The organism is Croceibacterium salegens (assembly GCF_009827435.1).
Classification (GTDB): domain Bacteria; phylum Pseudomonadota; class Alphaproteobacteria; order Sphingomonadales; family Sphingomonadaceae; genus Croceibacterium_B; species Croceibacterium_B salegens.
In genome coordinates this window covers 91,030-102,305 of sequence record NZ_WTYM01000046.1, presented here as the reverse complement: position 1 = coordinate 102,305, position 11,276 = coordinate 91,030, and the positions used below count along the sequence as shown (strand labels likewise).

General features: G+C 64.3%; 12 protein-coding genes. 2 read left to right on the top strand and 10 right to left on the bottom strand.

Annotated features, from left to right (window positions below):
• Positions 1-523 precede the first annotated feature (523 nt).
• The 3 genes from GRI89_RS18380 to GRI89_RS12185 form a co-directional block, all read right to left on the bottom strand.
• Positions 524-865 carry a tyrosine-type recombinase/integrase gene (locus GRI89_RS18380; RefSeq protein ID WP_159795894.1) on the bottom strand — a complete coding sequence of 114 codons (342 nt, stop codon included), beginning with the start codon at positions 863-865 and terminating at the stop codon, positions 524-526.
• Complete coding sequence (locus GRI89_RS12190; RefSeq protein WP_159795891.1) at positions 862-1,296, bottom strand: site-specific integrase; 435 nt, start codon at positions 1,294-1,296, stop codon at positions 862-864. The genes GRI89_RS18380 and GRI89_RS12190 overlap by 4 nt, the downstream gene beginning before the upstream one ends.
• A 527-nt stretch (positions 1,297-1,823) precedes the next feature.
• Positions 1,824-2,018: a hypothetical protein gene (locus GRI89_RS12185; protein ID WP_159795888.1), complete on the bottom strand. Its 195-nt coding sequence runs from the start codon at positions 2,016-2,018 to the stop codon at positions 1,824-1,826.
• 377 nt (positions 2,019-2,395) lie between these two features.
• Between GRI89_RS12185 and GRI89_RS12180 the strand changes: the two genes are divergently transcribed.
• Together GRI89_RS12180 and GRI89_RS12175 are read left to right on the top strand one after the other, a co-directional pair.
• A complete protein-coding gene (locus GRI89_RS12180; RefSeq protein WP_159795885.1) occupies positions 2,396-4,402 on the top strand; it encodes a TonB-dependent receptor plug domain-containing protein in 2,007 nt (668 codons plus the stop codon).
• Positions 4,403-4,484: 82 nt separating this feature from the next.
• Positions 4,485-5,891, top strand: a complete 1,407-nt coding sequence (locus GRI89_RS12175) for a PepSY domain-containing protein (RefSeq protein ID WP_235913312.1) — start codon at positions 4,485-4,487, stop codon at positions 5,889-5,891.
• Here GRI89_RS12175 and ruvX read toward each other — a convergent pair.
• The 7 genes from ruvX to pyrE are packed head-to-tail and all read right to left on the bottom strand — an operon-like array spanning position 5,888 to position 11,247.
• Entirely contained in the window at positions 5,888-6,373 is a 486-nt protein-coding gene (ruvX, locus tag GRI89_RS12170; RefSeq protein WP_159795879.1) for a Holliday junction resolvase RuvX, read from the bottom strand. The two genes, GRI89_RS12175 and ruvX, sit on opposite strands and share 4 nt — an antisense overlap.
• Positions 6,352-7,533: a DUF3089 domain-containing protein gene (locus GRI89_RS12165; RefSeq protein ID WP_159795876.1), complete on the bottom strand. Its 1,182-nt coding sequence runs from the start codon at positions 7,531-7,533 to the stop codon at positions 6,352-6,354. The genes ruvX and GRI89_RS12165 overlap by 22 nt, the downstream gene beginning before the upstream one ends.
• Positions 7,533-8,639, bottom strand: coding sequence for an AI-2E family transporter (locus GRI89_RS12160; protein WP_159795873.1), 1,107 nt, complete (start codon positions 8,637-8,639; stop codon positions 7,533-7,535). The genes GRI89_RS12165 and GRI89_RS12160 overlap by 1 nt, the downstream gene beginning before the upstream one ends.
• Positions 8,632-9,546, bottom strand: a complete 915-nt coding sequence (lepB, locus tag GRI89_RS12155; RefSeq protein WP_159795870.1) for a signal peptidase I — start codon at positions 9,544-9,546, stop codon at positions 8,632-8,634. The genes GRI89_RS12160 and lepB overlap by 8 nt, the downstream gene beginning before the upstream one ends.
• Positions 9,543-9,944 (bottom strand): holo-ACP synthase, encoded by a 402-nt coding sequence (acpS, locus tag GRI89_RS12150; protein ID WP_328598232.1) that lies wholly within the window; start codon positions 9,942-9,944, stop codon positions 9,543-9,545. The genes lepB and acpS overlap by 4 nt, the downstream gene beginning before the upstream one ends.
• Positions 9,941-10,669 (bottom strand): pyridoxine 5'-phosphate synthase, encoded by a 729-nt coding sequence (locus GRI89_RS12145; RefSeq protein WP_159795867.1) that lies wholly within the window; start codon positions 10,667-10,669, stop codon positions 9,941-9,943. Before GRI89_RS12145 ends, acpS begins: the two co-directional genes overlap by 4 nt.
• Positions 10,666-11,247 carry an orotate phosphoribosyltransferase gene (pyrE, locus tag GRI89_RS12140; RefSeq protein WP_159795864.1) on the bottom strand — a complete coding sequence of 194 codons (582 nt, stop codon included), beginning with the start codon at positions 11,245-11,247 and terminating at the stop codon, positions 10,666-10,668. Before pyrE ends, GRI89_RS12145 begins: the two co-directional genes overlap by 4 nt.
• Positions 11,248-11,276: the final 29 nt, after the last annotated feature.

The following is an 11,276-nucleotide window of genomic DNA, read 5'->3' as shown; positions in this document are numbered from 1 at the left end:
CATCGTCAGATATAATCGAATTGTTGGAAACATAGGAAACGACGATATCTGTCGTGTGAGTGATCAGGATGCTGAAATCATTCGCGTCTTCTGAGCCAATCTGCGTGGCCATTGCGTAACCTTCATTCTATTGTTTTGGAGCGACCCTGGGCTGATCTAGTAAAAGAAATAGCGCATCGCAAGCACTCGGCGCACTATTCAGAGCTTGTAGCCTTATTGACCATCAGGGTCGTTCGCTGAACTTGCAGCATTTTGTTGTAAGTGGAACTGCAGCCGCTAGAAGCCCATCATCAAACTTTGATGTTTGACATTGAGGCAGGCCAGGCAGGGTCAAGTTGGCGCGATCAATTTCACTTCCGTGCCGAGCTGGGTTTGCTACATTTTGCTACACAACAGCGCTACACGTAGGTCTCAGAAAGTGCGGAAATCCGCCATTTTTCAACGCCCGTCGTGGACTGGAACTTCTCCACCCCTGTCCACCAGCCGGTTATGGCTTTGTTTCTACAGCAGAAATATCGATAACCTACGCTCGCCCCTTGGGCGCTGGAATATCGGGCGTGTGTAATCTGTGTGTAACTGAGTTCAAGAAATCCGTGTCGATAGCGGCAATCGCATCGTCAATCTGATTGTCCTCCAGGTGGACGTAGCGCATGACCATTGCGAGGGTCTTGTGCCCGCTGATTCGTTGGATCGTTGGTAGATGGACCCTCGCCTTCACCAGTCGAGTTATTCCGGTGTGCCGCATAACGTGAGGCGTCACTTTCTCGGGGTCTAGACCGGCGCGAACAACGGACGCTGGAACTGGCGCTGAAAATCGCAGCGGTGTTCTGTCTTGCTCGTCCGCGTAGTGGCCGGGAAATGTCACTTGTCGTCTTTCCGCCGTTTCCGCTCCTCCGCCAGGATATTGGCTAAGCTGGCGGTGATGGGCTGTTCGCGCTGGCCCGCCTTGGCCTTGGGAACGTGAATGCGGCGGCGGTCGGTGACTATGCCTTGCCAGAGAATGCGGGCTATCTCGCTGTGGCGCATCGCCGTGTTGAGGCCGATAGCAACGAAAAGCCAAAGGTCCGCATCTTGGTCGGCAACTGCCCCTCGATAAAGCGCTTCGGCGTGTTCGGAGCGAAGTATGACGATTCGCTTGCGGAGTTCTTCATCCTTCACGACGTTGGGGCGCTCACTGTCCTTTATCCACTTCCATTCCACTGCCCAGCTCATCAGGTGAGAGAGGGTGGACAGCTCGCGGTTGACGCTGGCCTGCTTCGCCCCTTCGTCCAGCCGTTGCCGGGTGTAGTGCTGCACGAGGAAGCCGCTGATCTTGTCGAGGCGGTGCGGTCCGAAATGGGGTAATAGCTGGCGGTCGATGTGCCGGCGCTTGTTCGGCAGGTCGGCAAATCCTCGCTGGCCTTCGCCTATCGTTTCCTCAAGTCGGGTGAGGGCATTGTCTGAGCATTTGCACCTTAACCTAATGGCCGTAGCTCAGAGCTGCTGTCAGTCTAGCTCTTGCCGCCGGCTAAGTTCCAGGATCGGCGGCGATTGACCAAAATTCATCAAGGGAGGAGCGACCAGCTCGGGGGAAACTCTACCTCAGACCGGCCGGTGCATTTGCTCTGACAATACCGCAGCAAGAACTGGCGGTAACCCATGCCCCAGAACTCGAAGGTCGGATAGCTCCGCACAGAGAGAACCGCCACCACGCAGCCGCTCGAGCAGGCGGTGAAGGCCACCGCCAGCGAGCACGAACCGAGCAGTTTTTGCCAGTTGCGCCGGTTCGCTGCGACCAGCGACACCTGGATGAAGAACAGCCCGATTCATGCGGTCACCGCCGATCAGTGGATTGCATCCAGCCGCACCATTTCGGACAGCAAGGGCGTGTCGCCCGCCCCCATTCCGTGCAGATAGTAAGAGCGAAAACCCCACAGCGTCATCAGCAGAATGACGCCGCCGGTAATGACGTAGAGGAACTTGCGCCCCGTCGCTCTGAGCGAGGGCCGATGCGGAGCTTGAATCGTTGCAGTTGTCATGAAGATTCACCCACGAGAGTTCGAAAGCTTCTCACGATGTAGACAGAAGTCGAACGATGAAATGTTAGGTGTCAATATGAGAGCGTAATTCCTTTCCTTAATGCACCAATTGCGCGTCTGAAATTGGTATTTCGACTACTGGTTCGCAATGCAGAAGTAGGTCACCGAAAGCGGATTATCCGCATTCGACCCAATTTTGGTCGTACCGTTTTCTTGCCCCGAGAAGGATTGTTCAGAAACAGGTCGATCTTCATGTGCAATCTCAATTCTGTAACGGACCTGTAACCTGGCCATTACGGTAATTTACTGCCGCAACGCACCGGCCTTGCCTAGGCCCCCAAAACTGCAAGCGTCCGTCTGCCGATAAAGGGGGTCAAATGAAGTTTCGTACGACACTGTTTGCCGGGGCGGCAGCCTCGGCGCTCTTCTTTGGGCACGCGTCCGCGCAGGCTGCGGCGGTAGCAGGGGCTGACGAATCGGACCGGCAAAGTATCGTCGTGCTAGGCCAGAAGCTTGAAGAGACGACCCCCGAGGAACTGGAGCAATACGGCTCGCGGCTCGAAATCGTTGAAGGCAAGGCAATCGACCAGGCGGGCTTCGACGACACCGGGCAGGCGCTGCAGATGCTCGTCCCCGGGCTCTATGTCTCGCCCAAGAACGGCGCGTTCGATTACGTCAACGTCTCGCTGCTCGGATCGCGGACGAGCGAAGTGCTGTTCACCGTCGACGGCGTGCGCATGGGCAACCGGCTCTACACCGGGACCACGCCGCTCGACACGCTGCCGTCGAGCATGATCGAGCGGATCGAGGTGCTCAAGGGCGGGCAGGGCCTCTACTACGGAACTCAGGCGGTCGGCGGTATCGTCAACGTCATCACCAAGGGTTTCACCCGCGATTTCGACGGCTCGGTCGAGGCCGGATACGACACCAACGACGGCTATCACGCCAACGGCTACCTGCGCGGTGGAGGCGGCGACCACTACTTCGTCGCCTTCGCTTCATACGACGAGGCGGAAGGCTTCCAGCCGTTCCACACCTCCGACTACCAGCCGAGCGCGACCGACCGCAAACGCGGATACCGGGTGGCGACGGGCGGCCTGAAGTACGCCTACGAACCCGCCGACGCCTTCCGCCTCAGCGCATCGTACCAGCATACCGATGCCAAGGTGGAGTTCGCCAAGGCGGAGGACGTCGCCGCGGCCTTCAACACGCGCAACGAGGAAGTCGCATCGCTCAAGATCGACTGGACGCCGAGCGACCGGTTCGGCTTCTACGTCAAGGCCTACTGGCACGACTGGGATTCGACCTACAGCGAGTTCGAGAACGTGCTTGGTGCCGACGGCCTGCCGACAGGATCGCTGATCACTATCGACGACCACGACCCCTGGGTGTTCGAGGATCGCGGCATCAACCTGCTCGGCGAATACAAGCTGGCCGACGGCGTCACGGTGATCGGCGGCTACGATTACCAGAAGTACGACGGCATGGACGCGGTCTTCCTGATCGGATCGCAGAGCGAGGAAGTCCACGCCCCGTTCGCGCAAGTGAAACTGGACCTCGGCGGCCTCAAGCTGGCGGCCGGCGTGCGCCACAACATGCCGTCCGACGGCCAGTCCAAGACCGTGTGGAACGTCTCCGGACGCTACGCCATGGACGGCGGCGTCTACTTGCGGGGAATGGTCGGCACCTCGTTCCGCCTGCCCGACGCCTATGAGCTCTACGTCATCGACCCCTGCTGCGAGCAGGGCAATCCGAACCTGGTGGCGGAAGAAAGCTTCAACACCGAGTTCGGCGTGGGCCTCGAACGCGGCATGTTCTCGGGCGAAGTGCTCGGCTTCTACCGCAAGACCGACAACCTGATCGACATCGACTATTCGCTGCCGGCCTATCCCGACGGTTTCATCGTCAACACGCAGGACAGCGTCACGGCATGGGGCGGTGAGGCCATCATAAACGCAAGGCTCGACGACTGGTTCGGATTGACCTTCGACTACACCCACACCGAGGTCGAGGCTTCGGGCACCAACGAGCAGATCCAGGACATCCCGCGCGATCTCGCCAAGCTGATCCTGACGGCAGAGGAGCCGGGCGGACGGTTCGGTGGCACGGTGTCGATGAACTGGGTCGGCAAGATCTACGATTCGGTCGGCGGCGGCATCGGCCGCGTCCAGCACGGTGACTATGCGGTGGTCGACCTTGCCGGCTGGTTCTTTGTCGACTCCGCGCACAATCACCGCCTTGGCGTGCGTTTGGAGAACCTGTTCGACACCGATTACGCCACGCGGATAACTCGCGTGCGGCGCGATGCCGACGGCTCTTCCTATCCGGCCGACAATCGTGGAACTCCGTTCACCGTCCATGTCACCTATCGCCTCGCCATCTGACACCGATGCCCTGCCTGTGCCGAAGCGCCGCACCCCGCGGCGCTTCACGCAGGTGCAAAGGTTAGGGGGCTGGCTGCGGCGGATGGCGTTCCTCGTGCACCGCTGGCTCGGCATCGCGCTGGCGTTGCTGATGGCGGTCTGGACGCTGAGCGGAATCGTCATGATGTACGTCTCGTACCCGGAGACGACAGCGGCTGAGCGGGCCGCTGGGCTCGATGCGCTGGACCTTTCGCAGTGCTGCGCCGCTGCCGGCCTGCCGGAGGGTCCGCTCGAGCGCGTTTCGGTCGAGATGCTGCTCGGCCAGCCCGTATTGCGGGTCATGACCGAGGCCGGCCCGGTCACGCTGGGTCTGCGCGATGGCGCTCCGCTTGCAGTGGGCGAAAACGAGGCGCGGCAGGTTGCTGCCACGCACTACCGCAACACCACCGGGCACGACGCGGCGGTCGCGATCGAACCGGTCGATGTCGACCAGTGGACCTTGCAATTGCGCCGCTATGCCCCGCTCTACAAGGCCAGCATGGGCGATGCGGCGGGCAGCGAACTCTACGTCTCGGGGCTGACCGGCGAGATCGTGCAGGACACCACGCGCCGGGAAAGGTTCTGGAACTGGCTCGGCGCGGTGCCGCACTGGCTCTACTTCACCGCGCTTCGCAAGGACGGGGCGCTGTGGAGCGAGGTGGTGATCTATGCCTCGCAGCTCGGTACCTGCCTGACGCTGACGGGAATCTACATCGGCTTGCGCATGTTTCGCCGGGGGCCGCGCTGGACGCCGCTGCGCGGCATCGCGATGTGGCATCACTGGACCGGGCTCGTGTTCGGCCTCGTCACGCTGACATGGGTGTTCAGCGGCTTCGCTTCGATGCAGCCGTGGGGCTGGCTCGAAGGCGAGGGGGCGGGACAGGAAATCGAGGCAATGGCCGGCCGCGCGATCGAACCGCGCGACGTGGTGGATTTTGCTGCCGCGCTGGCTGCACACCCGCAGTCGGGTGTGGTTTCAGCCGAACTGGCGATGCAGCAGGGGCGGCCATGGGCGATCGTCGCCGGACGCGATGGCGCGCGCATTCGGGCCAGCCTGCCGAACCTCGCCGATGCCGCACCGGACGATGCCGGACTTGCGGCGCTTTCTCGCGCTGCCCGGCCGGGTGCCGAGCCCGTCTCACAGGGCCTGATCACCGAGGGCGACGCTTACCACTACAGCCACCACAGCACGCCGGCGGTGCTACCGGCGTGGCGCGCGATCTGGGCGGATGCGGGAGCCCCGCGTCTTTATCTCGATCCACGGACCGGGGAACCTGTCGGCTTCGTCGATGCCGGGAGCCGCGGCTTCCGCTGGTGGCATTCCGCGCTCCACCGGCTCGACTTCGCGCCGCTCCGCGACCGGCCTTTGTGGGATGCCGTTATGCTGGCGCTCCTCGCGGGCGTCGCGGTCCTGTCCCTGCTGGGCGTGTGGATGGGCATTCGCAGGTTGCGCAGGAACGAGCGCGTCTAGAACATTCCCCCCGTCAGCGCATCGAGCGCGGCTTGCAGGATCACCGCGGCGGCGGCGCTGTCGATGCGTTCGGCGCGTTTGGCGCGGCTGAAGTCCTGGGCGATCAGGTCGCGTTCGGCGCTCGTGGTGGACCAACGCTCGTCCCACAGCAGGACCGGCAGGCCGAGCGGAGCAAGGTTGCGGGCGTAGGCGCGGGCGGCCTGAGCGCGCGGGCCTTCGCTGCCGTCCATGTTGAGCGGCAGGCCGAGGACAATTCCGGCCACACGGCGTTCGGCGACCAGCGCGTTCAGCGCCTCGAAGTCGCGGGTGAACTTTCCGCGCGGCAGGGTCTTTCCGGCGGTGGCGAAGCGCCAGCCGGCGTCGGCCAGCGCGGTGCCGATGGTCTTGGTGCCGAGGTCGAGACCGAGCAGGGCGCCGCCGTCGGGCAGCGCGCCGCGCAGCTCCGCCGCGGTGGTGCAGATCAGGGGTGCTGCGCCGCCCATGCGCGCATCCGGCGGTCGACGTCTGCCTGCAGGTTCCGCCAGAACAGCGGGATGTCATAGACGTGGAAGTTGTTGCCCGGCAGCACTCCGGGGCCCATCTGCGGCGGGTCGCCGATCAGCAGCAGGCCGCGCGGGCTGCACCGCGCCGGGACCGCGCCGGGAACCAGTTCGCCCGAGCTGAGATCGTCGTTGGGCCTGAGCGTGCCGAGGTTGGCGCTGGCGTCGGCCTCCCCGCCGATCGTCCCGGTCAGCGGGTTGACGCAGAGCAGCCCGCCCTCGCCGCGCGCCAGTCCGTCGTACCCGGCCGAGGTGCGATAGCGTTCGAGCAGCAGGCCCGGCTCGGCCGGCTCGGCGAAGCTCGAATAGTCCATGATGCAGCCCGCTTGCGCCGCTGTGGCGCAGGCCGGCAGGCCGAGCACCGGCAGGTCGTGCTCCACCGAAATAGGCCAGCCGATCAGGTAGGCCATGGCCACGCGGTCCTGCAGCGGGGTGCCGGCAATGCGTTCCTTGAGCAGCCGGGTCAGGTGCGCCGCGCCCTGGCTGTGACCGGCGAGCACGATCGGCATGTCCGGGCGGATGCTGGCCAGGAAATAGTCGAACGCCTGGCTGACGTCGCGGTAGGCGGCGTCGATCGCCTGGTCGGCAGCCGGGTCGTCGGTCAGGAAGGCGCCGAAGGTCGCCTGGCGGTACTTGGGCGCCCAGATCTCGGCCGCCTGGTTGAACGGGCTGGCCATGCCCTTGATGAACAGCTTCGCGCGGGTGTCGGCCTCGGGATCGTCGAGCGGGGCGTTCCAGGCGTTGCGGTTGATGTAGCTCGTCGGGTGGACGAAGAAGACCGCGAATTGCGGGGTTGCGGCGCCGTCGGGTGCAACGGGCGCGGGAGCGGCTTCGGCGGCGCGCGCGGCGGCGCCCGCCACCGGTGCGGCGGCTTCGGGGGGCTGCCACAGCGCCGGATCGTTCGGCGCGCCGAACCCGGGCCGCGAATACCACATCGCCGGATCCTGGTAGGCGTTCACCTCGAACGGCTGCTGGTCGACGAACTCGGCGGTCGGGACGAAGGCGATCTGGGTCGCCTTGTCGGACCACATCGCCAGCGCAATCGCACCGACGATGACCAGCACGACGCAAATCGCGACCAGGTTGAGGAACTTGCGAACCATTAATTGGCGGACGCTTTACGGGCCTTGTTGTTCCTGTCGAACCGTTCCGAGCGTTGTTCGAGCGCGACCTTGATCATTGCCAGCATCGGGTCGGCCAGCGCCAGCCCGAGGATGCCGAACAGCACGCCGAAGATGAGCTGGCTCATCAGCACCAGCGCCGGGGCGAGGTCGACCGTCTTCTTGGCGATCATCGGAACGAGGATGTAGCCGTCGAAATTCTGCACCAGGAAGTAGATGCCGATGGTCGACAGCCCCATCTCGGTGCCGCCGGAAAAGCCGACCAGCGTCATAAGGACGCCCGAAATGATCGCCCCGATGTTGGGGATGAAGGCGAGGATGCCGGTTATCAGGCCGAGCAGTGCCGCCATCGGCACGCCGATGAACGAGAGCAGCGCCCAGGTGAAGATCCCTTCCGCAAACATGCCGAGCAGGCGCCCGGCGAGCAGGCGGCGCAAGGTGAAGGCCATGCGGTCGAGCGTCGCGGCGACTTCCTTGCGGTTCCCCTCGGGCACCATCCATTCGAGCCCGCGCTCGTAGGGCCGCGGGTCGATCGCGAGGTAGATGCCGATGATCATGATCAGGAAGCCGGTGGTGACACCGCCGAGAAAGCCTCCGATCGCCTTGGTTACCGTGCCGACGCCGCTGTAGAGGCTGCTGACCACGCTCTGCAGGTCGCTGTGGCCGATGTCGATACCGTGCGACCGCAACCAGGCGAAGAAGCGGGAGAGCTGCTCGCTCACCAGCGCCGGGAACTCGGCCGCCTGCTCGGAGATCTGCGAACCGGCGAAGTAGACCAGCCAGGCGACGAAGGCGACCATCGCCAGCAGCACCAGGGCGATGCGCCAGCCGCGGCCGATCTTGAGGGCGCGGCCGAGCAGGCGTGCGCCGCCGTCGAGCATGGCGGCAAAGACCATGGCTCCGAAAATGACCAGCAGCGACTGCGACAGGAATACCGCGAGCACGAAGAGGCCAACGACGACCGACCACGCAAAGGCCTTCTCGACCTCGTAGCGCAGCTTGGGATTGGAAATGTGAGTCGGGCTCGATCCGACCGGTTCTTCGGCCAGGACTTCGGTGATGTCCGGATCCTCTTCGCCCTCACTCATCGCTGGCCGGTCTCTCCCTCAAAGCGGGCCTCAGGGTGGTCCAGGCGCGGTCGGGACGCAAGCTATTCCACCAGGTCAGCGGATTGAGCGTGGTGCTGCCGTCGAGCGAGAAGGTGATGAATTCGGCGCGCCCGCCGACGTTTTCCAGCGGGACGGGGCCGTCCAGGCCTTCGAACGCTCCCGCCTCGAACCGGCTGTCGGCGGAATGATCGCGGTTGTCGCCCATCAGGAAGACATGGCCGTCGGGCACTTCGACCGGGCCGAAGTTGTCCATGCCGAAATTGTCCTCGTCGATGACGAGGTAGCTGGCGCCGTTGGGCAGCGTTTCGCGGTAGGTCGGCGGCTCGTAGAAAACCTTCCCGCTGGGCAGGCGGTGACGGTAACGCGAAAAGTCCGCAAGGCACGGATCGCCGTTGCAGACCTGCGCGTCGGCGGCGAGCTGTACCGGCGGCTCCTGCTCGCGCGGCACGGGCGTGCCGTTGAGGATGACCTGGCCGTTGACCAGCGCGATGGTGTCGCCGGGCAGGCCGATAACCCTCTTGATGTAATCCTCGTTCTTGTCCGGCGGGACGACGATGACGATGTCGCCGTATTGCGGGGTGTGCGGATTGATCCGCCAGTCGCTGCGTTCGAGGATGTGGAAGCTGACCGAGACCCACGACCAGCCGTAGGGATACTTGCTGACCACCAGCCGGTCGCCGACCAGCAGGTTAGGCATCATCGATCCCGAAGGGATGTAGAACGGCTTGGCGACGAAGGTGTGGAATCCCAGCACCGCGAGCAGCATCAGCGCGAGGCCGCGCAGTTCGTGCAGCCAGTTGACCTTTTCCTTCGGCTTCTTGGCCTCGGTTTCGTCGCTCGTGTTTTCGCTATCGGTCATCGCGGGATCGGCTGGGACAGAACTCATAGGGGGCGGGCCTCGATAATAACGTAGGCCTGCGCCCATGGGTGGTCGTCGGTGAGGGTGAGGTGAATGAGCGCCTCATGGCCGGGCGGCGTCAATTCTGCAAGCCGCGCGGCAGCGCCGTTGGCCAGCGCCAGGGTCGGCGCGCCGCTCGGCATGTTCACGACGCCGATGTCCTTCATATAGACGCCGCGATAGAAGCCGGTGCCGACGGCCTTCGAGAAAGCCTCCTTGGCGGCGAAGCGCTTGGCGTATGTTCCGGCGCGGGTGAAGGGTCGCTTGCCGGCCTTGGCGCGCTCGATCTCGGTGAAGCAGCGCAGCTCGAAGCGGTTGCCGTGGCGGGCGAGCGCCGCCTCGATGCGCTCAATGTTACACAAGTCGGAGCCTAGGCCGATGATCACCGTGCCAGGTCCATCAGTTCGCGCATCCGCACCACTGCATCTTCCAGCCCGACGAAGATCGCCTCGCCTACGAGGTAGTGGCCGATGTTGAGCTCGCGCAGTTGCGGAATCGCCGCGATCGGCTGGACGTTTTCGTAGGTCAGGCCGTGGCCGGCGTGCGGCTCGATGCCGTTCTTGGCGGCGAGGGCGGCCATGTCGGCGATTTTCTTCAACTGCACCGCGACCTCCTCGCCTTCGGCGTGGGCGTAGTCCCCGGTGTGGAACTCGACCACCGGAGCGCCGAGACGCAAGGCGGCTTCGACCTGCCGCTCATCGGGACCGATGAACAGGCTTACGCGGATGCCGGCGTCGGTCAGGCGGCTGACGATCGGCTGGAGACGGTTGTGGAGCCCGGCAGCATCGAGGCCGCCTTCTGTCGTCACTTCCTCGCGCTTCTCCGGCACGATGCAGGCGGCGTGCGGTTTGTGGGCGAGGGCGATCTCGAGCATCTCGTCGGTCGCCGCCATCTCGAGATTGAGCGGCAGTCCCGTCGCTTCCTGGATGCGCCTCAGGTCGCCGTCGCGGATGTGCCGCCGGTCCTCGCGCAGGTGGGCGGTGATGCCGTCACCGCCACAGGCCGCGACGATTTCCGCAGCACGGACAGGGTCGGGGTGGTCGCCGCCGCGCGCGTTCCTGATCGTGGCGACGTGATCGATGTTTACGCCAAGGCGGAGCCTGTCATTCAAGCCTTGCGGCTCCCGGGCTTCTCGACGGGAAGCGCCGCCAGTTCCTCGGGCATCTCGCCCGGCGCGTAAGTCGGGAAGTTGATCTCGACCAGCGGGAAGAACGGCACGCCCATGTCGACCTCGCCGGCCGAACGGTCGACCAGCGCGCAGGCGGCGATGACTTCACCGCCGGCCGCGTTGATCGCCTCGATCGCCTCGCGGCCGGAGAGGCCGGTGGTGACGACGTCCTCGCACATCAGCACCTTCTCGCCTTCCTTGAGGGCGAAGCCGCGGCGGAATTCGAAGGTACCGCTCGGGCGTTCGACGAACATGGCGTCGACTTCGAGCGTGCGGCCCATCTCGTGGCCGATGATCAGTCCGCCCATCGCCGGGCTGACGACCTTGTCGATCTGCGTGCGCAGCTCGCGCGGGATCTTTTGCACCAGAGCGCGGGCCAGCCGACCGGCCCGCTCGGCATTCATCAGCACGCGGGCGCATTGCAGGTAGTGAGCGCTATGGCGGCCCGAGGAGAGCTTGAAATGGCCTTCCAGCAAGGCGTGGCAGGCACGGAACTCGGCGAGGACCTCTTCTTCGGTCATGGTGTCTTCGGTGTTTCCCTGGCAGGCAT

Bases quoted from the DNA above. Each gene is read 5' to 3' on its own strand.
- GRI89_RS12185 (WP_159795888.1), bottom strand. From the start codon at position 2,018: ATGACAACTGCAACGATTCAAGCTCCGCATCGGCCCTCGCTCAGAGCG.
- GRI89_RS12180 (WP_159795885.1), top strand. From the start codon at position 2,396: ATGAAGTTTCGTACGACACTGTTTGCCGGGGCGGCAGCCTCGGCGCTC.
- GRI89_RS12175 (WP_235913312.1), top strand. From the start codon at position 4,485: ATGGCGTTCCTCGTGCACCGCTGGCTCGGCATCGCGCTGGCGTTGCTG.
- ruvX (WP_159795879.1), bottom strand. From the start codon at position 6,373: ATGGGCGGCGCAGCACCCCTGATCTGCACCACCGCGGCGGAGCTGCGC.
- GRI89_RS12165 (WP_159795876.1), bottom strand. From the start codon at position 7,533: ATGGTTCGCAAGTTCCTCAACCTGGTCGCGATTTGCGTCGTGCTGGTC.
- GRI89_RS12160 (WP_159795873.1), bottom strand. From the start codon at position 8,639: ATGAGTGAGGGCGAAGAGGATCCGGACATCACCGAAGTCCTGGCCGAA.
- lepB (WP_159795870.1), bottom strand. From the start codon at position 9,546: ATGAGTTCTGTCCCAGCCGATCCCGCGATGACCGATAGCGAAAACACG.
- pyrE (WP_159795864.1), bottom strand. From the start codon at position 11,247: ATGACCGAAGAAGAGGTCCTCGCCGAGTTCCGTGCCTGCCACGCCTTG.